Source organism: Actinophytocola sp., from assembly GCF_050699935.1.
Classification (GTDB): Bacteria; Actinomycetota; Actinomycetes; order Mycobacteriales; family Pseudonocardiaceae; genus Actinophytocola.
The window spans coordinates 1-20355 of record NZ_JBOHGB010000091.1; the positions used below are offsets into that span (position 1 = coordinate 1).

General features: G+C 68.0%; 27 protein-coding genes. 18 read left to right on the plus strand and 9 right to left on the minus strand.

Annotation, left to right across the window (positions count from 1 at the left end):
* Both ACRDTB_RS25010 and ACRDTB_RS25015 read right to left on the minus strand, forming a co-directional pair.
* Positions 1–319: hypothetical protein (locus tag ACRDTB_RS25010; RefSeq protein ID WP_431434088.1), on the minus strand; the 319-nt coding region annotated here is incomplete at its 3' end.
* Positions 312–776, minus strand: coding sequence for a hypothetical protein (locus tag ACRDTB_RS25015; RefSeq protein ID WP_431434090.1), 465 nt, complete (start codon positions 774–776; stop codon positions 312–314). The genes ACRDTB_RS25015 and ACRDTB_RS25010, both read right to left, overlap by 8 nt.
* 231 nt (positions 777–1007) lie before the next feature.
* On the opposite strand from ACRDTB_RS25015, the gene ACRDTB_RS25020 reads away from it, so the two are divergent.
* Together ACRDTB_RS25020 and ACRDTB_RS25025 are read left to right on the plus strand one after the other, a co-directional pair.
* Positions 1008–1883: a helix-turn-helix domain-containing protein gene (locus ACRDTB_RS25020; RefSeq protein ID WP_431434092.1), complete on the plus strand. Its 876-nt coding sequence runs from the start codon at positions 1008–1010 to the stop codon at positions 1881–1883.
* Positions 1880–2140 carry a DUF397 domain-containing protein gene (locus ACRDTB_RS25025; protein WP_431434094.1) on the plus strand — a complete coding sequence of 87 codons (261 nt, stop codon included), beginning with the start codon at positions 1880–1882 and terminating at the stop codon, positions 2138–2140. The genes ACRDTB_RS25020 and ACRDTB_RS25025 overlap by 4 nt, the downstream gene beginning before the upstream one ends.
* Before the next feature lie 118 nt (positions 2141–2258).
* On the opposite strand, the gene ACRDTB_RS25030 is transcribed toward ACRDTB_RS25025, so the two are convergent.
* The 4 genes from ACRDTB_RS25030 to ACRDTB_RS25045 form a co-directional block, all read right to left on the minus strand.
* On the minus strand, positions 2259–2768 hold the full coding sequence (locus ACRDTB_RS25030; RefSeq protein WP_431434096.1) for an NUDIX hydrolase: 510 nt from the start codon (positions 2766–2768) through the stop codon (positions 2259–2261).
* 76 nt (positions 2769–2844) lie between these two features.
* Positions 2845–3651: an exodeoxyribonuclease III gene (locus ACRDTB_RS25035; protein WP_431434097.1), complete on the minus strand. Its 807-nt coding sequence runs from the start codon at positions 3649–3651 to the stop codon at positions 2845–2847.
* Complete coding sequence (gene tmk / locus ACRDTB_RS25040) at positions 3639–4280, minus strand: dTMP kinase (RefSeq protein ID WP_431434099.1); 642 nt, start codon at positions 4278–4280, stop codon at positions 3639–3641. Before tmk ends, ACRDTB_RS25035 begins: the two co-directional genes overlap by 13 nt.
* The gene (locus ACRDTB_RS25045) at positions 4277–5299 is read right to left on the minus strand and encodes a radical SAM protein (protein WP_431434101.1); all 1023 of its coding nucleotides are present in this window, start codon (positions 5297–5299) and stop codon (positions 4277–4279) included. Before ACRDTB_RS25045 ends, tmk begins: the two co-directional genes overlap by 4 nt.
* A 272-nt stretch (positions 5300–5571) precedes the next feature.
* Here ACRDTB_RS25045 and ACRDTB_RS25050 point away from each other — a divergent pair, with 272 nt between their 5' ends.
* A complete protein-coding gene (locus ACRDTB_RS25050; RefSeq protein ID WP_431434103.1) occupies positions 5572–6633 on the plus strand; it encodes a LysR family transcriptional regulator in 1062 nt (353 codons plus the stop codon).
* An 83-nt stretch (positions 6634–6716) separates the two neighbouring features.
* A complete protein-coding gene (locus tag ACRDTB_RS25055; protein ID WP_431434105.1) occupies positions 6717–7118 on the plus strand; it encodes a histone-like nucleoid-structuring protein Lsr2 in 402 nt (133 codons plus the stop codon).
* A gap of 20 nt (positions 7119–7138) precedes the next feature.
* Here the strand turns inward: ACRDTB_RS25055 and ACRDTB_RS25060 are convergent, their stop codons facing one another.
* Entirely contained in the window at positions 7139–7825 is a 687-nt protein-coding gene (locus tag ACRDTB_RS25060; protein WP_431434107.1) for a hypothetical protein, read from the minus strand.
* A 104-nt stretch (positions 7826–7929) separates the two neighbouring features.
* Here ACRDTB_RS25060 and ACRDTB_RS25065 point away from each other — a divergent pair, with 104 nt between their 5' ends.
* A complete protein-coding gene (locus ACRDTB_RS25065) occupies positions 7930–10626 on the plus strand; it encodes an MFS transporter (protein WP_431434109.1) in 2697 nt (898 codons plus the stop codon).
* On the opposite strand, the gene ACRDTB_RS25070 is transcribed toward ACRDTB_RS25065, so the two are convergent.
* Positions 10599–10976, minus strand: coding sequence for a winged helix-turn-helix transcriptional regulator (locus tag ACRDTB_RS25070; protein WP_431434111.1), 378 nt, complete (start codon positions 10974–10976; stop codon positions 10599–10601). The two genes, ACRDTB_RS25065 and ACRDTB_RS25070, sit on opposite strands and share 28 nt — an antisense overlap.
* Positions 10977–11266: 290 nt before the next feature.
* Entirely contained in the window at positions 11267–11440 is a 174-nt protein-coding gene (locus ACRDTB_RS25075; RefSeq protein ID WP_431434112.1) for a hypothetical protein, read from the minus strand.
* Between the two features lie 31 nt (positions 11441–11471).
* On the opposite strand from ACRDTB_RS25075, the gene ACRDTB_RS25080 reads away from it, so the two are divergent.
* The 13 genes from ACRDTB_RS25080 (at position 11472) to ACRDTB_RS25140 (ending at position 20338) form a co-directional block, all read left to right on the plus strand.
* Complete coding sequence (locus ACRDTB_RS25080; RefSeq protein ID WP_431434113.1) at positions 11472–11879, plus strand: hypothetical protein; 408 nt, start codon at positions 11472–11474, stop codon at positions 11877–11879.
* Positions 11880–11968: 89 nt separating this feature from the next.
* The gene (locus ACRDTB_RS25085; protein WP_431434115.1) at positions 11969–12787 is read left to right on the plus strand and encodes a hypothetical protein; all 819 of its coding nucleotides are present in this window, start codon (positions 11969–11971) and stop codon (positions 12785–12787) included.
* A 238-nt stretch (positions 12788–13025) separates the two neighbouring features.
* Positions 13026–13550, plus strand: a complete 525-nt coding sequence (locus ACRDTB_RS25090) for an SAF domain-containing protein (protein ID WP_431434117.1) — start codon at positions 13026–13028, stop codon at positions 13548–13550.
* Complete coding sequence (locus ACRDTB_RS25095; RefSeq protein WP_431434119.1) at positions 13550–14419, plus strand: chromosome partitioning protein; 870 nt, start codon at positions 13550–13552, stop codon at positions 14417–14419. Before ACRDTB_RS25090 ends, ACRDTB_RS25095 begins: the two co-directional genes overlap by 1 nt.
* Positions 14416–15816 (plus strand): CpaF family protein, encoded by a 1401-nt coding sequence (locus tag ACRDTB_RS25100; protein WP_431434121.1) that lies wholly within the window; start codon positions 14416–14418, stop codon positions 15814–15816. The genes ACRDTB_RS25095 and ACRDTB_RS25100 overlap by 4 nt, the downstream gene beginning before the upstream one ends.
* A gap of 176 nt (positions 15817–15992) precedes the next feature.
* Positions 15993–16682 (plus strand): type II secretion system F family protein, encoded by a 690-nt coding sequence (locus ACRDTB_RS25105; protein WP_431434123.1) that lies wholly within the window; start codon positions 15993–15995, stop codon positions 16680–16682.
* Complete coding sequence (locus ACRDTB_RS25110; protein WP_431434124.1) at positions 16679–17461, plus strand: hypothetical protein; 783 nt, start codon at positions 16679–16681, stop codon at positions 17459–17461. Before ACRDTB_RS25105 ends, ACRDTB_RS25110 begins: the two co-directional genes overlap by 4 nt.
* On the plus strand, positions 17458–18351 hold the full coding sequence (locus tag ACRDTB_RS25115; protein ID WP_431434126.1) for a type II secretion system F family protein: 894 nt from the start codon (positions 17458–17460) through the stop codon (positions 18349–18351). Before ACRDTB_RS25110 ends, ACRDTB_RS25115 begins: the two co-directional genes overlap by 4 nt.
* A 20-nt stretch (positions 18352–18371) precedes the next feature.
* Positions 18372–18587: a hypothetical protein gene (locus tag ACRDTB_RS25120; protein ID WP_431434128.1), complete on the plus strand. Its 216-nt coding sequence runs from the start codon at positions 18372–18374 to the stop codon at positions 18585–18587.
* Complete coding sequence (locus ACRDTB_RS25125) at positions 18584–18943, plus strand: TadE/TadG family type IV pilus assembly protein (RefSeq protein WP_431434130.1); 360 nt, start codon at positions 18584–18586, stop codon at positions 18941–18943. Before ACRDTB_RS25120 ends, ACRDTB_RS25125 begins: the two co-directional genes overlap by 4 nt.
* Positions 18944–18948: 5 nt before the next feature.
* Positions 18949–19401: a TadE/TadG family type IV pilus assembly protein gene (locus ACRDTB_RS25130; RefSeq protein WP_431434132.1), complete on the plus strand. Its 453-nt coding sequence runs from the start codon at positions 18949–18951 to the stop codon at positions 19399–19401.
* Complete coding sequence (locus ACRDTB_RS25135) at positions 19398–19832, plus strand: Tad domain-containing protein (protein WP_431434134.1); 435 nt, start codon at positions 19398–19400, stop codon at positions 19830–19832. The genes ACRDTB_RS25130 and ACRDTB_RS25135 overlap by 4 nt, the downstream gene beginning before the upstream one ends.
* The gene (locus ACRDTB_RS25140) at positions 19829–20338 is read left to right on the plus strand and encodes a hypothetical protein (RefSeq protein WP_431434136.1); all 510 of its coding nucleotides are present in this window, start codon (positions 19829–19831) and stop codon (positions 20336–20338) included. The genes ACRDTB_RS25135 and ACRDTB_RS25140 overlap by 4 nt, the downstream gene beginning before the upstream one ends.
* Positions 20339–20355 lie beyond the last annotated feature (17 nt).

Below are 20355 nucleotides of genomic sequence, written 5' to 3' on the forward strand. Positions count from 1 at the left end.
ACCGTGGGCTGTCCTCGGCCGGGCGGTGCAGCTCGAACGCGGCGAGGCGCAGCGCGTGGCGCAGCTCGCCGATCGTCAGTAGGTCGAGTACCGCGACCCCGTCGGTCGGCACGACCAGCGCGAGCCGTCCGTCCCCGGTCGGCCGGACGATGATCGTGCCGCGCTGCTTCGCGCTGTCGCGGCACGGCCGGGCCCAGGGGTAGGACCGGCGGCGTCGCCAGCGGCGGAGCAGCCGAGCGGGCGGCACCACCGACGACCGCACGCCGGCTTGCTCCCGGCCCAGCTGTTGCGCCCGGATGGTCCGCATATGGTCAGACACGGCCAACCCCCACGACCCCGTCGATGTCCTGCTCGGCGAACAGGCCGTCCATCCGTTCCATGGCCGCGCGGCCAAGCGCGAGGAATCGCCGAAGCGACTCGGCGTCCAGCAGGAGTTGGCACCCATCTCGCGGTTCGCCGCAGGTCACCTCCACCTGGCCACTGCCAAGAACGGTGAAGCTCAGCGGGCAGCCATCCTGGAGAATGATGTATGCGCTGACGTTCAGCTGATCGCTGTACATGTCCTTCTCAACCCCTGCCCTCGTCGTGGCGTCGATCCCAGATGGACACTGGAACGCGGCGAGATCGGGAGACCGGATCCCCAACCGATCCCACCGCGCGGCCATGGGGCGGGCGGCGGCGCGCCAGGACGCGGACTCGGCGGCGCCGCCCGCCGGCAATCCCGGTCGTCGGGGCCGACCGGGCGATGTCATCGGCAACGGTTCGAGCGATGCCATCTGGACTTCCTCCCGCTGCCGGTGGCTCGGACCGGGGGCGCCGCGGGTGATACCCGGGTGTTCGGTGCGGCACCCCCGGGGCTAGATTCTTCTCACGTGTGAACCTAGCCATATAGGATGGAACACTGTTGAATCAACAACGTCAAGTCCACCGACTAGTCAATTCGGGTGATCCACTGCGTGCGCACTCGCGCCCGGACCGCGAAGGTGAGCAGCGTGAATGAGTCAGGTGTGCCGCAGGCGCTGCGGTCAGGAAGTCCCGCGCTGTTCAAGCGGACAATCGCTCTGTACCTCAAGAAGTGGCGGCTCGATGCCGGCCTCGGGCAGAAGGACGCGGCCAAGCGACTGGACCGGACGGTCCAGCACATCAGCAACCTCGAGAAGGACCGGCTGCCCAACGCCGGTGATCTGGAGCTGCTGCTCGACCTCTACGGCCAGGCCGACCGCATCCCGTTCATGCGCGAGCTGCTCTCCGCCGCCAAGAAGGCGAAGAGCTGGTGGACCGCGCTGTCCGGCGCCGTACCGAAGTGGTTCGACCTCTTCCTCGGCCTCGAGTCAGGCGCTGCGGAGATCGCCGTGTTCGAGACCGTCCTGGTGCACGGCCTGCTCCAGACACGGGAATACGCCGAGGCGGTACTCCGTGGCAATCCCAACCTCACCGACGAGCAGATCGGGAAATCCATCGAGATCCGGCTGGGCCGCCAGCAGATCCTCGACCGCGAAACCGACCCGGTTCGCCTGTGGGTGGTGCTGGACGAGTCGGTGCTGCACCGGCCCTACGGCGGAGCGATCACTATGCACGGGCAGCTGAAACGCCTGCTTGAGATGTCCGAACGACCTGGCGTCGACATCCAGATACTTCCCTATGATGCCGGCCCGACCCCTGCTCAGGAGGGCGGCAGCTTCAAGGTGATGAAATTCCCCGCTGCGATGGAAGGCGATCCGGGTCTTGTTTATCTCGACCTGCTGACTGGTGGGCAGTACGTCGAGAAGCCGGAGGAGATCGCCGAGTACGAGCGCGCGATGACCCGGCTGCGGGCTCTCGCCGCCAGCCAGACCGCTTCGCGTGGGATCATCAGGAAAGTCATGAAGGAGGTGACACGATGATCATTGACACTCCCGCCTTCTGGCGGGAGGCGGAGTTCCGCAAGTCCAGCTTCAGCGGCGGAAACGGCGGTGATTGCGTCGAGATGGCGTGGCGCAAGTCGAGCTTCAGCGGCTCGAACGGCGGCAACTGCGTCGAGCTGGCGCGATCGGAGACCGTGTTCGGCATCCGCGACTCGAAGAACACCGACGGCCCCGTCCTGACACTGTCCGAGGCACTGGGACGCGCGTTCCTGGCGACCGTGAAGCGGAGTCGCTAACTGATCATGGCGAGTGCCCCGGCCCAATCCTGGTGGGCCGGGGCACTCCCATGTGAACACCCGAGCCGATGATGCCGGATCACGGTTGGCAATGGAAAGCCAACCCCCTGTGGGGCGTTCAGTCGGGCATCGAGATGGGTTCCGCGGGGAGGTGGCCGTTGACGATGTCGCGCAGGAAGGCGGGGAGTGAGGGTGGAAGGAGTTTGTCCGAGCTGGCGTCGAGGTCGTCGGGGGTGAGCCACCGGCGTTCGATGAGGCCGAGCTTCTCGTTGTCGGATGGCCTGGTCGTGACGGTCGGGTCCGTGTGGGGTGGTCGGGCGAGGAAGACGTGGTCGATGCGGTGGTGGTGGTGGTTGCGGTAGCGGAATCGGCTCTCGCGGATCCACAGGCGGGGGCCGAGGGTGTCGAGCTGGATGCCGGTCTCTTCGGCGACTTCGCGGATGGCCGCGTCTTCGAGGGTTTCGTCGGGGTCGACGCCGCCGCCAGGGAGTTCCCACCAGTGGTGGTCGGGTTGGTCGGGGTCGCGGGCGTGGATGAGCAGGACGCGGTCGCGGGAGTCGAGCAGGAGGACGCGGGCACCGATTCGCGGCGTTTCGACCCGGGTGTCGGCCGGGGATGTCGGGGGCATGCTTGCCGTGTCCTCCGTGGTCGCTGGCCGCTTGCGGTGTCGTGCGGCCAGCGAACGCCGGAGCCCGGGGTTGGGGCTAGAAGAGGGTCGGCGGGCTGGTCGCTTCGACGGGGTCGGAGGTTAGCAACGGTGAGGTGCCGGAGCGGGTAAGGCGCACCGTGAGGGCGGAGTGATCGCTGAGCCGGGTGAGGCGTGGTTCGTGGATGTATTCGCAGTCGACGAGCTCGGTGGCGAGGTCTTTGGTGGCGTGGGCGTGGTCGTAGCGGTAGCCGTCGCCGGTGCGGCCGACCCAGCTGTGTTCGACCTGGTCGGGGTGGAGTTGGCGGAAGGCGTCGAGCAGTCCGTGCCGGTCGGTGAGGGCGCGGTAGAAGTCGTACTCGAAGGGCTGGAAGAAGCGGTAGTGCGGCTGGTGGTCGGGTTCGAGCACGTTGAGGTCTCCGAGGAGCAGTGTCGGCATCTCTGTGGCGGCGAGGGCGGTGGAGAACTCGGCGAGCCAGCGGCGTTTGCGGTCGACCTTCTCCGGGGAGGCGTCGCGGGAGGGGACGTAGGCGCCGAGGACGCGGATGGGGCCGCAGTCGGTGGTGATGGTGATGCCGCTTGCGCGGGTGGGGAGGTAGGTCAGTGTGTCGCCGATGGGGTCGGGTTGGGTGGCGAGCTTGCTGACGATCATGACGCCGTACTCGCCGGGTGCCGGTTCGGGGTAGGTGACGGCGTAGCCGGCGGTGTGGAAGGCGTCGGCGAGGTGGCGGCAGCCGTCGCTGGCCTTGGTCTCGGTGAGCACCAGCACGTCCTCGGGTCGCGCGGCGAGCCACTCGAGCTGCCTCGTGGCGCGGTCGACGGAGGGGTTGGCGATGTTCAGAGTGATCAGGCTCAGGCCGGGCATGCGGGGCTCCGCTCCAGGTACAGGGTCATGATCTGGTGGACGACGGTATCGGCGATCGTCTCGGGCGGGTGGGTGGCGTCCAGCGTGAGCAGGGGCCAGCCAGCGTCGGCGAGTTCCACAGCGGCCTGATGGTAGAGGCGCACCTCGGCGGTGCTGGCGTCCGGCCGTTGTTCGAACCGGCTGTGCCCGCCGCGGCTGTGCAGCCGGTCGGCGATGATCGCGGGGTCGGTGCTGAGGATGAGCGACAGGTCAGGTGTGGCGATGCCGGCGTTGAGCTCCCACACCGTGCGGGGGGTGAGCCCGTCGAGACGTTGCAGCACGAGGGAGGAGGGCAGGTAGCGGTCGCAGATCACGACGTTTCCGTGGCGCAGGGCGGGGAGTATCTCGGCGGTGAGTTGGTGGTGGCGGTCGCCGGTGACCAGACAGGCCAGCGCCATGCCCCGGTAGGTGTGGGTGCCGTGCCGGATGTGGTCGCCGAGTGGCGTACGGCTGGGCTGGGTGGTGGCGTGCACCGGCAGCCCGTGCGTGCGGAGCTCCTGGGCTACGAGGGCGACGACGGTCGATTTGCCGACGCCGCCCGGGCCGTCGACCGACACGAACAGGCCAGGCCGGCTGGCTGGCGCGGTCATGCCGGCGCGAGCGGCAGCAGCCGCCGGTCGTTCGCGGCCACCGGGCATTGCTCGGCATCGAGGTCACCGATCCGGCCGCCGGCGGCCACCACCGCGGCCGGGCAGCCTTTCCCACATGCGCTGTTCATGGCGCACGATCCGCAGGTGGGGTTCGCGCCGACCTGATAGCGGTCGTGGAAGCGGTAGGCATCCAGCCGGGCCGCGATGTCGGCGTCGGTGAAGATGTTGCCGACGATGAACTCGGCAGGATCGTGCCGGGAGATCGGAGTACGGGCGGCGAACACGAGGTACGGGCAGACGGTCACCTCGCCAGGGGTGAACACGTAGATGATCGTCCCCGCCTCACAGCCGGCCAGCGGCCGACCCGCGGTGTTGGGGAACCGGATATGGGCGATGTCCAGGTCATCGGTCTCGAACGGGGCGGTCAGCTCGTAGATGTGCTGCATGTGTTCCTCCGAGCTGGCCAGCCGGCGCCGGGACCGCACACCGCGCCCCATACTCGACAGCGGGTTCATCAACACGTAGCGGGCACCCTGCTCGGCCGCGAACTCGCACAGCTCGCGGTACTCCTCGCCCTCGGCCAGCGTGTTCGGCGTGCACAGCAGCCCCTGCAGCAGGCCCGCCCTGGCCAGCGCCTGCACGGTCGCCACGGTCACGGCGAACGAGTCGGGATCGCCCCGGAACCGACCGTGTGACTCGGCGCGGAAACCGTCGAGCGACACATTGCAGTGCACACCGCCGATCGCTGCCAACTCGGAGATCTGGTCCTCCTCGAGGGTGGTGGCGTTCGTGCAGACACCCACGTCCATGCCGGCCGCACGGAAGGCACGCACGACGTCGAGGAAGTCAGGATGGATCGTCGGCTCGCCGCCAGTCAGCGTGACCCGCCGGACCCGGCACTCCGCGAGCCGCGGAATCACTGTGTTCTCCAGGTCGGCCAACGGCATCGACGTCCCGCGCTTGGTGGCGGACACGAAGCAGTGTGGGCACCGCAGGTTGCACCGCTCGTCGATCTGCACGAGCGCCTTTCGGTGCGGCGCCTCCACCGTCGTGCGGAAATAACACGACGCAGCCTGTGACTCCGGAGCGATGCTGCGCGCAACCATGAGTGCCCTCCAGCCGGATCTCGTTCTTGAGCCAAGTGTTCGCTAGGGCATTTATCGATGTCTAGATGTTCGGCCGGACATCTTGGGATATTCTCGGGTGGTACTGCGATCAGGTGCAGCTGAAATGTCCGGCGGAATAGCGGTCACGGACAGGCGTAACCGTTGCCCCACAGGAAAGGCCAGCAATGTCAAAGACACAACCGGTCGAGCTGCATTCCGCCGGCCCTCTTGCTGAATTGGTCAACGCCCCTGGCGACCTGCTCGACCTGACGCTGGATCAGCTCCGCACCCTGGTCGTCGTCCGGCGTATGGGAACCGCGTTGAGCGCCGCTCGCCGGCTTGGCCGCGAGCAGTCGAGCGTCCAGAAACAGCTCAACACCATGAACGACATCGCCCAGCGCCTCATCGGCGAATCGTTCGTCATCAAGCAGGGCCGCGGCCAGGACGTCCTGTTCACCCCGACAGGCGAGTCCCTCGTCGAACTCGCCGAAGCAACCCTGGACTCGTGGCTCACCAGCACTCACTCAGCTCGCCGACGACTCGGTAGCACCGTGACTGTCGGAACAACCGAATTCACCATCCGCTTCGTCGGCGAGATATGGCCACGGCTTCAGGATGATTTCGAACGCCGCGAGATCGAACTCAAGGTCGTCCACGTTCGAACCCGCGACTTCTGGGAGAAGCTCGACTCCCAGCAAGTGGACCTGGTCTGTGGAAGCTTTGCCACCCGTCTCGGCGAGTTGCCCGCCCTCGACTACGACTTCATCGAGTGGCACCGCGAAGGTGTGGCACTGCTCACCAATCTGTCGACCCGCGAACTGCCGAGCAAACCAGTCAGTGCGGCGAAACTCCCCAGCCTTCCACTGCTCGCGCCCACTGCCGGGCTACTGGCGGAGTTCCTCCGCAGGTGGTTCGGTCCTGACTACCGCAACAAACTCTCGATCATCGCCGAGATCGACGCCCTCTACTACGGGCTCGGCCTTCTCGACTCGCGTCTCCTGCACGGATGCCTACTCACGACGAGCCAGGTAGCTCGCGCCGCCGTTGAGGGCCGCCTTCCCGGTGGGCACGACCTCCGCGCCATTCCGCTGGCCAACGACCTCGAACCGCCGCTCGAGTTGGTCACTGGAGTGTTCGGTCGCAGAAACGAACGGCAACACTACGCTCCGGAACATCCTGTGAACCTGTTGTGGAAAGAATTCAAAGCGGCCGCGCCGGAACAAACGACTACATCGGTCAAGACATGAATTGGAAGCAGCTTGTATTTGCATGTACACTGAGGGAACAAACCATTGCATGCGCTTGTAGCACACCACCCCAGGAGCCATTGATGGCACAGCAGGTCCTTGTCCAGCTGGTTGACGATCTGGACGGTAACGTTGCCGAGGATGTTGAGACTGTCCAGTTCGGGCTCGACGGCGTGACATATGAGATCGACCTGTCCGATTCCCATGCAGGTCAGCTTCGCGACTCTCTCGTGGACTACATCGCGCACGGACGACGCACCGGTGGTCGCGTCAAGCGAAGCGCACGGAGTGTTCAGAGCATCCGCGGCGCGGCCAGTGGCGAAGCCGGGCAAATCCGGGAATGGGCCCAGGCGAACGGCATCGAGCTCGCGGCCCGAGGGCGGATCCCCCGCCATGTCGTCGACGCGTATCGGCAAGCGCAGGTCGATGAGAAAGCGGCAGCGACGAAGAACGGGGCGTCCCGGCGCCGCTCTCGCGCGAAGTAGAGCTGAACTCGCCCGTGCGATTACGCCGCGAGTAGTAACGCAACGAACGAGCCGAGCAGCATCGTGGGTCCTGCCGGAACCTGTCCAGGTCGCGGCGTGCGTCGCGCGACGAGCGCGGCAATTCCGACGACGCCCCCGATGACGGCACTTAGCACGGCCCCTGTGAGCAATGTGGGGTAGCTGTCCCAGGCGAGAACCCATCCGATGACCCCGGCCAGGCGCACATCGCCTGCGCCGAGGTCGTTCGGAAACGCCAGGGCGACCATGAGGTAGACCAGCAGCAACCCGGCCATGCCGAGCGTCGCCCGTAGCAGCCTTCCCACGTCTTCCTCCGTCGCGATAACGATCAGCGATGAGCCGATGGCCGCGGCGTAGGCGGTGCGTACGAGCAGCGTGGGTAGCCGGTACTCGATCGCATCAACGATGGCCAGCGGGACTGCGAGCGTGGCGAAGGCACCATAGACGAACAGCGCTGGCCACGCCGGGAATCGCCAGGCCAGCAATCCCCACGACACGGCCGTCAGCAGCGCCGACACCGGCAGCAGAGCGCCAACCGCCGCCTGGCCATTCATGCTCCTACGAGTCATGGGCACGAGAGCGGCGCCAACCCCGGCGCCGATGAGAACCCCCAGTGCTACCTGAGTGGCGGTCATCGACACCACGAGCCGGTCACTGACCGTAGTGTGCTCTGCACCGTTCGGGTACATCTGTGCCAGGCGGCGGCGTGACCAGCGGACAAGCACCTACCGTCGATCGCCGGGATTGTCACGCGCGTTGCGTGTGGACATTTGGTTCGACGTGTGGGGGCACGATGGCCAGCAGGACGAGCACTGGTTTCGGCGCTGCGTTGCGTGTTCGGGAGTTCCGGTATCTGTGGGCCGCTGAGCTGCTGTCGGTTGCTGGTGATCAGTTGGCTCGGGTCGCGCTGGCGTTGCTGGTGTTCGCGCGGACGTCGTCGGCCGGGCTGACGGCGTTGACGTACGCGTTGACGTTCGTGCCGGCTGTGCTGGGTGGGGCGCTGTTGTCTGGCCTTGCCGACCGGTTCCCCCGGCGTCGGGTCCTGGTGGTGACTGATCTTCTGCGTGCGGGGTTGGCTGGGTTGATGGCGCTGCCGGGCCTGCCGTTGCCGGTGTTGTGGGTCGTCGTCGGTGTGTTGAGCGCGGCGTCGGGCCCGTTCAAGGCGGCGCAGCTCGCGATCCTGCCGCAGGTGCTCGAAGATCGCGCCGCGTACCGGGCCGGGTTGGCGTTGCGGCAGGTCACTGGGCAGACGGCCCAGTTGGTGGGCTTCGCGGTGGGCGGTGTGCTCCTGGTGGCGATCGGGCCACACCTGGCGCTGCTGTTGAACGCCGCGACGTTCGTGGCCAGCGCTGTTCTGATCATCGCGGGCGTGCGTGAGCGCGCTGCCGCTGCGCGAGCCGTCGCTACCTCGGCGGGTTCGGATACCCCTTGCGGTGGTGGCGGACTGTTGTGGCCGTTGTTCGCGCTCGCGGGGCTGGTCGGTCTGTTCGTCGTGCCGGAGGGTTTGGCCGTTCCCTATGCGGGCGAACTCGGCCTGGCTGCGGTCGGCGTCGGGGTGCTGATGGCGGCGGATCCCGCGGGCAGCGTTCTGGGCGGTTGGCTGGCGGCTCGAGTACGGATTCCGACGTCGGCGACCGCTGCTGTGCTGCTTGCCATCGCGGCGGGGGTGCCGCTTGTCGTGTGCGAGCTGGGGCCTGGGCTCGTCCTGTCGGCGGCGTTGTGGGCGTTGTCGGGAGTGTTTTCGACGATCTACCTGGTGCAGCTCCAGGAGATGGTGGTTGACCTTGTGCCCGATCACCGTCGTGGTGGTGTTCTGGGGCGGCTCGCCACCTGTCTGTACTGCTCTCAGGGAATTGCCATCCTGGGCGGCGGGCTCGCGGCCGAGGTGTACGGGCCGTTCCGCGCGGTGGCTGTCGCTGGGGTGGTGGCGATCGGTCTGGCGGGTGTGATCGGCGTGTTGTGGTGGTTGGCTCGTTCCCGGCGCGAGCGGGTGGCCGGGAACGAGCCGGCGTCGGCTGAGGTCTCTCATCACAGGTCCTTGTTGGCCATTGCGGGCACCTCCTCCCCAGGTACGGACTGCCTGCCCGATCCCGAGGCCGTGGACTCCGTGGGCGACCAGGGATCAGGTGGAGACGCAAATTCGCCGTTTACCAGTGCAACACAGCCGCCCACTGCCAGTGAAGTGGGCAAACAGGTCTACTCGATGCGGCCCGGCTCGTGGCGGCTGCGCAGGTTGCCACGCGCGGCGCGCGCCTACCTGGTCGTTGTTGAGGTCGCGGCGGTGGTCGCCACGGTGGTGCTGGCGATGCGGTATCCGGTCACCGGGCGGGCAGCGGTGCTCTTCGCGATCATCGTCGGGCTCGGTGTTCTGGCTGCCGAGGCGACCAGGCGGGTGGAGCGGATGCGCCGACGGTTCTCCGACACTCCGCACGTGAACATGAGTTCGGTCTGGACTCTGTCCGCCGCGCTGGTCACCACTCCCGCGTTGGCGGCGGCGACCACTGTGGTGCTGTATCTGCATCTGTGGCATCGGAGCTGGCGACAGGTCACCGGCATGCACCCGTTCCGGGTGGTGTTCAGCGTGTGCGCCGTCGTGCTGTCCTGCCACGCGGCGTTTCTCATCGACATGGCCCTGCCCGGTTCGTTGCCGCCTGATTCGTCGCGTCCAGCCGGCTTGATCGCTCTCGTGTTGGTGATCGTCGCCTACTGGTGCGTGAACTCCGGCCTGGTGGCCGTCGCGATCTCTGTGCTGCGCAGGGACCGGTCGCTTGGCAGGCTGCTCGGCAGTTGGAGCGAGAACATCCTCGAGTACGCCACGCTGTCGGTCGGGGCGTTGACCGCGCTGCTGTTGTCTTGGTACGCGTGGTCGGTCGCGTTGGTGATGTTGCCGCTGTTCGTCCTGCACCGCAGCGTGCTGGTCCGGCAGCTGGAACACGCTGCGACCACGGACGACAAGACGGGGCTGCTCAACGCCGGCACCTGGCGTGCCCTTGCCGACGCCGAACTCGAACGGGCCCTGCGGCACGGTACGCGGCTGGCCGTGTTGATGGTCGACCTCGACTTCTTCAAAGGCGTCAACGATCGATACGGCCATCTCGCCGGCGATCAGGTGCTTCGTGCGATCGCTGTGGCCATGCGTGGGGTGGTCCGCGGCTCTGACTTGGTCGGCCGTTTCGGTGGCGAGGAGTTCGTGATCCTCTTGACCGGTGTGGAGAGCACCGGCGCGATGGAGGTCGGCAACCGCATCTGCGAGCGCGTGCGAATCCTGCGGCTCGAGGACCCGATCACTGGCGGGACTTATCCGGACCTGCGTCTCACCGTGTCGGTCGGCGTCGCGACCTTCCCGGATGCGGGCAGGGACGTCGATGAGTTGCTGATGAAGGCTGACGCCGCGCTGTTCGCGGCAAAGGATGCCGGCCGGGATCGGGTGCTCGCTGTCCAGCCCACCCGAGGCCGGTCCGATCAGGAGGCGGGCCGGTCCCCGCTCTGACGTCGGCGCGAGTACCGGTTCTCTTGTGCCCACTCTGCGAGCGGCCGCAGCGCGCTCAGCAGTGAATAGCCTGTCGGGGTCAGGCTGTACCAGGTAGCGCCGAACGGGCCCGGCTCAGCTCGCTTGCCGATGAGCCCGTCCTCTTGCATTCGGCGCAGCGTGTCCTCGAGCACGCGATCGGTCAGCGGACGAGCATGTGAGACCCGACCGACTCGCTCGTCGACCGCGTTGATGGCCGGAAGCAGGTCCTTGCGTCGGGTCTCGCCCAGCGCGAGCGCGGCCAGCACGGCCACGGTCCACTGTCCGCGGAGGACGGCCATCACGTCCTCGACGGCTTGCCGGTATGGCACGTCCCACGCCTCCATGACTCTTCACTTAACACGACCGTCCACGAGCACGACACGCGAATCGCGGAAATCTTGTGTCAAGGGGACAACTGTCGATTACTCCGATCGAGTGAGAATTGCCCGACTGAGCCCATCCTCAGTGCGGTATTGACCTTGCCCTCAGTCGAGGACCGCGAGGTACGCAGGGGTCACCCAGGTCGGACTGCCTGGTGACGCAAGTCGGATTGCGCAACGGCTGAAATGCCTCAGCCCGCAATCGCCAGCGGGTTTCAGCCGTTGCGCAATCCGCAGAATTAACGAGATTGGCTCCTAGTGAAAATGAGATTCTTGGATGGAAGAATCGTCCGCTTCGGCGCCCCTTGCGGGCGAGTTGTCGTGTCGCTGGTGTCCGTTGCCGGCGCAATTGCGTGCTCGCCGAGCACGTCGGCGCCACTGCCCTCGTCGGCAGTCGTGGTGCCGTCGATCACGCGCTCGTTCGTAGGCTCACCGGCTGACCAAGTGGGACAGAAGGCGGTCAACGTCTACCTCGGCATGTGGCACACCATGGTCAGCGCCGCACGTACCTCGGACTGGAAGTCACCGCTACTGGGCCAGTACGCCACCGGGCAGGCACTCAACACGATCTCGCGCGGCCTGTACACGGACCACCAGAACGGGCTCGTCACCAAGGGCACGCCGAAGAACACGCCGGTCGTGGCCGCGTTGGACCCGGTCGACGATCCGACGAGGGCCACGATCAGCGACTGCGGGGACTCGACGAGCTGGCTGAAGTACCACGCCGACACGGGCCGGCGAGCCGACGACGGGCCAGGCGGTCGACGAGCGATCACCGCGGTCGTCGAGCGGCAGGGCGACGGTGTGTGGATGGTGTCGGACTTCGCGATCCAGGCGGTGGGAACATGCTGACGCGCGGAAGCGGCGGGTCCTGCCATCACGCGCGCAAGTGCCGACGCCAGCGAAGCCTCCCTCGGCTGACGGTGCTCGTCGTCGGGGCCGTGACAACCACGCTCATGGCACGCCCGGCGGACGCGTGGGCGGACGGATGGGGCACGATTGATTGCGCCCAGGCTCCGACTCCGCAATGCCAGCTGCAGGTCGGCGAGGACGCGAGTAGCCCGGCGCCACCTGGTACCAGCCAAGCGAACGAACCGCAGGCCGGAGGCGGCGGCGGTTCCGCTGGAGCGGACAACCTGGCGAACTGCGGCTACCGGCCGAGCGCGTACGAGGCACCGGCGGGCGCGGTCGGATCAGGTCTACTGCCCTCCGCGGCCTGGTACGAGGGGCTCTGCTCCACCACCGGGGTGATCACCAACCCGGTCCAAGTTCCCTCGCTGACTCCCGCGGACGTGGCGCGGCTGGCCCGTGGCCAGCTCGGACTCCCCAGACCGGACCTCGCGGCCAGCCCCGCGACGACCCAGCTGGTGAACCTGCCGACCTGGCTGTGGCTCGACAGCGGCTGGAACGACGTGACCACGACAGCGTCGGTGCCCGGTGTCTCGGTCACTGCCAGGGCACACCCGCGCTCGGTGACCTGGTCGATGGGTGACGGCGCGACCGTCACCTGCGACGGGGCCGGGACTCCGTTCCGGCAGAGCACGGACCCGCGATCCGCATCGCCGGACTGCGGCTACACCTACCGCCGGTCCTCAGCCGGTCAACCGGCCGGCGCCTTCGCCGTCTCGGCCACCGTGCACTGGTCGATCCGCTGGTCCGGCGCCGGGCAGTCCGGGACCTTCCCCAACTTGACGACGACCAGCTCCACCCGATTCGAGGTGGCCGAGTCGCAAGCCCTCAACGTCCGTCCGGAGCGCTGAACCGGACGTCACTTTCACCGACCATCCGCGACGCCGACGCGCCGCGGCTTGGTCAGACATGCCTGGAGGAAACCTGATGTCCAGGATCGCAGCCGCCCCGTCTGGTCCGCGACCAGCGACGGACAAGGACCCGACGAGATTGCGCGGGGCACCACGTCGACGATCTGTACCTCACCTCGTCCTCGGCCTGCTGCTGATCACCTCGTGCACAGCCGGCGCCGTGGTGTGGTCGCTCAACGTGGGAGACCGTCGCCCGGCGTTGGCGCTGGCCCGCCCGGTGACTCTCGGGCACACTTTCGAGGCGGCCGACCTCCGCGAGGTCAGCGTCGCCGTGGATGGCGACGTGGACGCGATACCCGCCGACCAGGCGACGTCGGTGATCGGGCAGGTCGCCGCGGCCAGTCTGCCGGCCGGCGTGCTGCTGCCTCGCGGCGCGCTCGGTGCCGCACCGTTCCTCGCGTCCGACCGTGCCGTCGCCGCGCTCGCTCTCCAGCCGGGGCAAGTGCCGCCGGACATCAACGCCGGAGCAAGCGTGCTACTGGTGCTGTCCGCCGATCCCAACGCCGCGCCGGACGTGGCAGCGACGACTACACAGCCCCAGCCGGCCTCGGCGTGGCCTGGCGTTGTCGTCGGCGTCGCCCACCAGGCCAACGACGAACGTCTCGTGGTGTCGGTCGAACTAGCGGAGACCGACGCCCGGCGCGTCGCCGCAGCACCGATCGGGCGGCTGTCGGTCGTGCTGGTTTCCGGCGGTGACCGCTGATGTTGATCGCCGTCTGCTCGCTCAAAGGCTCGCCTGGTGTCACGACCTGGTCGGTCGCACTGGCCGCTCGCTGGCCACAGCCCGCGCGCATCGCGCTGGTCGAATGCGACCCGTCCGGCGGCAGCGTGGCGACACGATTCGAGCTCGCGTCGACACCCGGGCTGGTGAGCCTCGCCGCAGCGGCACGACGCGACGCGACCGCCGAACTGCTGTGGTCACACGCCCAGCCGCTGGCGGGTGGGCTGCCGGTCGTCGCGGCTCCGCCCGGCGCGGACTACACACGCGCGGCGCTGCACGCCCTGTTGGACAGCCGGAAGAAGGGTGTGTCGGTCCTGCGCGACGCCGCGACCGTGCAAGGAGCGGTGGTGATCGCGGACTGCGGTCGTCTCGACAGCACGTCCCCGGCCATGTCCATCGCGCGGGAGGCCGACCAGGTTCTGTTGCTCGCCCGACCTCATGCCGACGAGCTCACCCACCTCGCCGCCGGCTTGGCGATGGTCGACCTGTGGTCTATGCGGCCGGGCCTGATGCTCGTCGGACCTGGCTATCCAGCCGCGGAGGTGGCACGAGAACTCGGCATGCCGGTGCTGGCCCGTGTTCCACGGGACGACAAAGGTGCCCGCGCACTGAGCGGGCATGCCGGCACACGACGTGGCCCTGCGCGATCCGCACTGGGCAAGGCCGCCCACCAGCTCGCGACCCGACTGGCCATGCCGCCGCGTGAGCCGGACGCCTCGGCCATGCCGTTGTCGGTCCGGGAGAGGCCGGTCGAACACCTCGTCGCCGGAGGGGCAGACCGGTGGCAGACGGCATCGCCGCCGCGACGCCAAGGCAACCCCAACGACTCTTCCTTGGAGGGGCGATCGTGACTAGCACCAACGACATCCGACTCGGATGCTCGGCGACACACCCGAGCCGGCCAGCCTCCACGTCGGACCACGCCGCTGTCGAACGGCTGCGCCGCCGACTCCGCGACGAGGTCGGGCGCACGCTGCCGAGCCGGGTCGAAGCTGCCCAGCGCGCAACCGATCAACCCGTCGTCCCGGCCACACAACGGATGCTCGCGCAGGAGATCCTCGACCACGCCGTGAGAACTCACAGCGAGGACGAACTGCTGGCCAACCGCCAGCTGCTCGGCCGCGATGCGGAGCAGCGGGTCGTTGTCGAGGTACTCAACGAACTGTTCGGCATGGCCGGGCTGCAACCGTTGCTGGACGACCCCAACATCGAGACGATCAACATCACCGGCCACGACCGCGTGTTCGTGCAATACGCCGGCGGCCGGCGCGCCCGGCTCGGTTCGGTCGCCGGCTCCGACGACGAGCTCGTCGACCTCGTCCGCACCCTCGCCTCGCGGGCCTCGAGTGAGGAAAGGCGCTTCGATCGCGCGAGCCCGGCAGTGAACCTCCAACTGCCCGGCGGGGAACGGCTGTTCGCGGTGATGGCGCTGACCTCCGGTGGCCGCCCCGCGCTGTCGATCCGCCGCCACGGCTTCCGCACCGTCACCCTCGAAGACCTCGCCGAAGTAGGAACCGTCGATGTCGGCGCCCGAGCGTTCCTCGCCTCCCTGGTCCGCGCGCGCCGCAACATTCTCATCACTGGCGGCACTGGGATTGGCAAGACCACCATGCTGCGCGCGCTGGCCAGCGAGATCGACCCCATGGAACGCATCGTCACCATCGAGGACGCCTTCGAACTCGGACTCGACCACGATCCGGACTGCCACCCCGACGTCGTCGCTCTCCAGGCGCGCGAGGCCAATGTGGAGGGCCGAGGCGCCGTGTCCCAATCCGAGCTCGTGCGCTGGGCGCTGCGCATGACACCGGACCGCGTGATCGTCGGCGAGATCCGCGGACCCGAGGTCGTGCCGATGTGCAACGCCATGTCCCAAGGCAACGACGGCTCGATGGCCACCCTGCACGCCTCGTCCTCCCGCATCGCGTTCACCCGGCTGGCGTCCTACGCCGCGCAGGGCCCTGAGCGGCTGCCACTCGAGGCCACCAGCCTGCTCGTCGCCAGTTCCGTCCACTTCGTCGTCCATCTCGCGCGGGCGTCCGACGCGAACACCCGCGTCGTGTCGTCCATCCGCGAGGTCGTCGGCACCGACGGCACCCAGGTGATCTCGAACGAGGTGTACCGGCCCGGCCCGGACCGACGCGCGCACTCCGTTCCGGGTGCATTGAGGACAGAGACCGCCGAACAGCTCAGCGACGCCGGATTCGATCCGGCTCTGCTCGAAACCGGCGAGGACTGGTGGATCCGATGACCACGACCACCACGTTGTTCGCCCTCCTCGGCGTTGGGGCCGGTAGTGGCCTCTGGTTGTTCGCGCATGGATGGCACGGAACCAACGAGAGGCGACCGCTGCGGGTATTTCGCGTTCCACGTGAGCGCCGGACGATACGGGCGACCTGGGCCGCCGCGGCCGGTGTCGCAGGAGGAGTGGTCACCGGCTGGGTGGTCGGCGCCGTGCTCAGCGCGCTCGCGGCATGGTCGCTACCCAAGCTCCTCACGCGCGACAAGGCGCACGCCAAGCGCGTAGAGCACATCGAGGCCATCGCGACCTGGGCCGAGATGATGCGGGACACTCTCGCCGCGGCAGCCGGTCTCGAGCAGGCGATCCTGGCCAGCGCACCCGTTGCGCCGGCCGCGATCCACACGGAGATCAACGGCCTGGCGGTCCAGCTCGAAACCGGGCACCGGCTCGCCCCGAGCCTGCGACGGCTGGCCGACGACCTCGCCGACCCCACTGCGGACCTGGTGATCGCGTCCCTGCTGCTGGCCTCCACGCAGCAGGCCCGCCACGTCAGCGACCTGCTCGGCTCGCTCGCCACGGCAGCACGCGAACAGGCGTCGATGCGGATGCGGATCGAGGCCGGCCGGGCCCGCGCCCGGACCAGTGTGCGCATCATCGTCGGCACGACCGTGACGTTCGCCGGTGCCCTGGTGCTGTTGAACCGCGACTACCTGGCCGCCTACGACTCGCGCGCCGGCCAGCTGGTGCTGCTGGTGATCGGTGCGCTGTTCGCCGCCGGGTTCGTGGCCCTCGCGAAGATCGCCAGTGTCGATGAGCCCGCGCGGCTGTTGGCTGCCGCAGCCGGCGAGACGGGTGCGAGGAGTGATGTCTCGTGACGTTTCCGCCGCCGGGGCCAGGGCATGGTCGCGGGTATCAGCATCCAGTAAGCCACGGCTCGCATGGCCATTATGGCCAGCGCGACCCCAGGTATACGGGCTACGGATCCCCATCCGGCCCGGCGGGGCTCCAGCCGCCGCCGAAGAGATCCAAGGGCGGGCTCGTCCTCATCGTCGCCGTGCTGGTGCTGGGTTTGGTCGTCGGCGGGTTCTTCGGTGTCAACGCATCGACGGATCGCGATGCACCCAAGGAGCCGAGCGCCGCGGGAGGTTCGGGCGAGATCTTTTCGCCCCCCAACAAGCCATACAGCGTGGAGATCCCCAAGGGCGTCGTCAAAGTTCCGGTGCGTGAAGACAGCTCGATCCCGTCCGAAACGGACTTGAGCCTCGAACTCGAGGGCAAGATCCAAGCTGGTGGGCTGATCAAGACCGGCACGCTGAGCGGCCCGGCTGCGAACGGCACGTTCGACGAGGTCGGCGACGAGGCCGCGCACCAGTACTCCAGCCAATACGAAGACCATCCCGAGCAATGGGGCAGCGGCGCCCAGGTCGACAAGAAGACCACGAAAGTCGGTGGGAGAGACGCGGTTGAGGTCTCCGCCAGGTTCTCACCGAGCGGCAATGCCGAGCCCTCGACCCACTTTCGGATCTACTTCGTCGACGCACCGTCCGGGCCGCCCATTCTCATCACCTGCGACTGGCACACGAATGGCACCGAAGACATCGAGAGTGCCTGCGGCTCGCTCATTGCCTCGTTCACGGTCAAGGACCGGCCATGACAACCGCCGTCATTCTCGGCAGCGGCATCGGTGCGGGACTCTGGGCCCTCGCCGTCTGGCTCGTGCCGCCACGGCCCGCCCTCGGCGCCGTACTGCGTCGCATCAACACCGCCGAGAAGCCATCGCCAATCCTCACCCCGGTCAGTAGTCACCGGTGGATCCGCGTCGGCCGCCCGCTGGTAGCCGTCCTGCGTGTGGCCGGGCTGCCGACTCCGGCCGTGCGCCGCGATCTCGCCGTCCTCGAGCGGCCGGTCGACGCTTTTCTCACTGAGAAGGCGACGCTGACGCTGTGCGGCCTGCTTCTGCCGGCCGGTGCGGCGATCGCCCTCGGCGCCATCACCGGTGGCCTCCACCCCCAGGTCCCGGTCGCTGCCGCCGTCGGTTGTGCCGCGATCGGATTCGTGGCACCGGACGTGCGGGTCCGCCGATGTGCCGCCCGGCGGCGTGCGGATTTCCGGCACGCGCTCTCCGCCTACCTCGACCTCGTGGTGATCTCGCTCGCCGGCGGCGCTGGAGTGGACAGCGCCCTGCATGACTCGATCACGGTCGGACACGGCTGGGCGTTTCGTCAGCTCGAGCGCGCCCTCACAGCCGCCAGGCTGACCCGCGGCACGCCCTGGGTGACCCTCCAGCAACTCGGGCGCGAACTCGACATCACCGAACTCACCGAGTTGGCCGCCTCGGTGTCGCTCGCCGGCACCGAGGGCGCCCGGGTCCGCCAGTCGCTGACCGCGAAAGCAGCGGCCCTGCGCAGCCGCGAGCTGACCGACGCCGAGACCAAGGCCGGTGCGGACACCGAGCGCATGAGTCTGCCCGTAATGGCTCTGCTGCTCGGCTTCCTGCTCTTCATCGCCTATCCAACGGTGAGCCAAGTCCTCAACGGACTGTGAACAACACAGGGAGGGAACGAATGTGGACATACATCGCGATCTTCGTCGACGAGCTCAAATCACGATGGAAAGCGATGAACAACGATCCGGAAGCGGGGTACGCATCCGAGGCCGTCCTCGTGACGGCGCTGCTCGTGCTGGGCGCCATCGTCGTCATCGCGATCATCGTCGCCAAGGTCACCAACAAGGCCAACGAGATCGACCTGGGATGGCTAGCGCAGAGCGTGGTGCCATGACCGCTGAGCTGGCAATCGCCACACCCGTCCTGCTCCTCGTCCTGCTCACCATCGTGCAGTTCACCTTGTGGAGTCACGCGACACACGTCGCACAGACCGCCGCTGCGCAGGGCCTCGCAGCGGCCCGAGTCCAATCAGGAACGGCGGCCGCCGGGGAAAGCCAAGCGCGGCAGACGCTGCGGCAGCTCGGCGACGGTCCGCTCGCCGATGTCGTGGTCGACGCCACACGCTCGACCGATCAGGCCACTGTGGACGTCGACGGTGTCGCCACATCCGTGATTCCCTTCCTCCGCCTTGCGGTGCACGCCGAAGCCGCCGGATCCGTCGAGCGCTTCGTGCCTGACGGGGCACGGTGACAACGATGTCGAAACCGGTGAAGCGCTGGTGGCGATCAGATCGAGGCTCGGCATCGGCCGAACTGACCCTCATCACACCGCTGCTGATCATGGTGCTGATGTTCGTCGCCGTCGTCATCCACCGCGGCGTGGACGCCCGGCTCAGGCTCGACGACGTCGCCCACCAAGCCGCTCGAGCCGCAAGCGCCGAACGTACCTCTGCCACCGCCGTCCACGCTGCCCGCGCGACCGCCGGCCGCGGGCTCGCCGAAGCCGGCGTCGTCTGCGCGTCCACAACGGTCGCCGCCGATACCGCCGACTTCAGGCCCGGCGGCACGCTAACGGTCACCGTCACCTGCGCGGTCGACTTCGGCGACGGACAACTCCTCGGCGTACCGACAAACAGAACCGTGACCGCAACGGCGACCGAACCCGTGGACGCCTGGCGCTCCGGACCCACCACCGGGACAACAACATGACCACCACACGCGACCACAGACGGGACGACGACACGGGGAGCGTCTCCGCCTTCGTCCTCGTCTTCCTCTCCGCACTGTTCCTCATGGCCGGCCTCACCCTCGACGGCGGCCTCGCCCTCGCCACCCAGACCCGAGCCAACGGCCAAGCCGAAAGCGCAGCCCGCGCCGGCACCCAAGCCATCGACCTCACAGCCTACCGCACCACCGGCACCATCCGCCTCCTGCCCACCCAAGCCACCACCCACGCCCAGCGCTACCTCGCACACATCGGCGCCACCGGCACCGTCGACGTCACCGACAACACCGTCACCGTCCACATCACCGCCACCCAAACCACCCAGCTACTCGGACTCATCGGCATCACCACCCTCACCGTCCACAGCACCGCCACCGCCCACCCACAAAGCGGCATACCCACCGAAGACCCATGACCGCACCCCTGGTTCGCAACCGGTGCAGCGCGATAACGGAGAAGGAGACCAGAATGACTACACCTGACGAGATCGAACGCCGCGTCGAGGAGGTCGACTCGGCACGTACCGCGAGGAGGTCCGCTGCGGCAACGGAGGTCGGCGAACTCGCGAAGCGCCACGCCGCCATTGCCGAGCAACTCGCCGACGTCGATCGACAGCTCGGCGACGTACTTGCTGGCGCCCGTGACGTCATGGACATCGACGAATTCGCGAAGGTCACCGATGTGCCGGCGGCTGACCTCACGCGATGGCTCGAGGCCCGGAAGACAAGCCGCACCAAGCGCACGCGGCCCACCGCTAGCACGCAGAGCGATACCAGCCGAGGACCGTCCGCGGCAAGGACACCGGCGAGGTCATCGGCGAAGACACCAACGGCCGGCCAGGCATCCCCGCCGCCCGAGCCCGCCGTACCTCGCGCCGACGCCGCCGAGGCGCCCGCGCGTGTCACCGCGGAAGTGTCGTGACCGTCGCATCACCCTCC

Excerpts from the sequence above, each read along its gene's own strand:
- ACRDTB_RS25035 (WP_431434097.1), bottom strand. The coding sequence starts at position 3,651 with ATGCCCGGCCTGAGCCTGATCACTCTGAACATCGCCAACCCCTCCGTC.
- ACRDTB_RS25055 (WP_431434105.1), top strand. The coding sequence starts at position 6,717 with ATGGCACAGCAGGTCCTTGTCCAGCTGGTTGACGATCTGGACGGTAAC.
- ACRDTB_RS25120 (WP_431434128.1), top strand. The coding sequence starts at position 18,372 with ATGTGGACATACATCGCGATCTTCGTCGACGAGCTCAAATCACGATGG.
- ACRDTB_RS25095 (WP_431434119.1), top strand. The coding sequence starts at position 13,550 with ATGTTGATCGCCGTCTGCTCGCTCAAAGGCTCGCCTGGTGTCACGACC.
- tmk (WP_431434099.1), bottom strand. The coding sequence starts at position 4,280 with ATGACCGCGCCAGCCAGCCGGCCTGGCCTGTTCGTGTCGGTCGACGGC.
- ACRDTB_RS25125 (WP_431434130.1), top strand. The coding sequence starts at position 18,584 with ATGACCGCTGAGCTGGCAATCGCCACACCCGTCCTGCTCCTCGTCCTG.
- ACRDTB_RS25135 (WP_431434134.1), top strand. The coding sequence starts at position 19,398 with ATGACCACCACACGCGACCACAGACGGGACGACGACACGGGGAGCGTC.
- ACRDTB_RS25060 (WP_431434107.1), bottom strand. The coding sequence starts at position 7,825 with ATGTACCCGAACGGTGCAGAGCACACTACGGTCAGTGACCGGCTCGTG.
- ACRDTB_RS25050 (WP_431434103.1), top strand. The coding sequence starts at position 5,572 with ATGTCAAAGACACAACCGGTCGAGCTGCATTCCGCCGGCCCTCTTGCT.
- ACRDTB_RS25115 (WP_431434126.1), top strand. The coding sequence starts at position 17,458 with ATGACAACCGCCGTCATTCTCGGCAGCGGCATCGGTGCGGGACTCTGG.
- ACRDTB_RS25015 (WP_431434090.1), bottom strand. The coding sequence starts at position 776 with ATGGCATCGCTCGAACCGTTGCCGATGACATCGCCCGGTCGGCCCCGA.
- ACRDTB_RS25065 (WP_431434109.1), top strand. The coding sequence starts at position 7,930 with ATGGCCAGCAGGACGAGCACTGGTTTCGGCGCTGCGTTGCGTGTTCGG.
- ACRDTB_RS25030 (WP_431434096.1), bottom strand. The coding sequence starts at position 2,768 with ATGCCCCCGACATCCCCGGCCGACACCCGGGTCGAAACGCCGCGAATC.
- ACRDTB_RS25140 (WP_431434136.1), top strand. The coding sequence starts at position 19,829 with ATGACCGCACCCCTGGTTCGCAACCGGTGCAGCGCGATAACGGAGAAG.
- ACRDTB_RS25025 (WP_431434094.1), top strand. The coding sequence starts at position 1,880 with ATGATCATTGACACTCCCGCCTTCTGGCGGGAGGCGGAGTTCCGCAAG.
- ACRDTB_RS25130 (WP_431434132.1), top strand. The coding sequence starts at position 18,949 with ATGTCGAAACCGGTGAAGCGCTGGTGGCGATCAGATCGAGGCTCGGCA.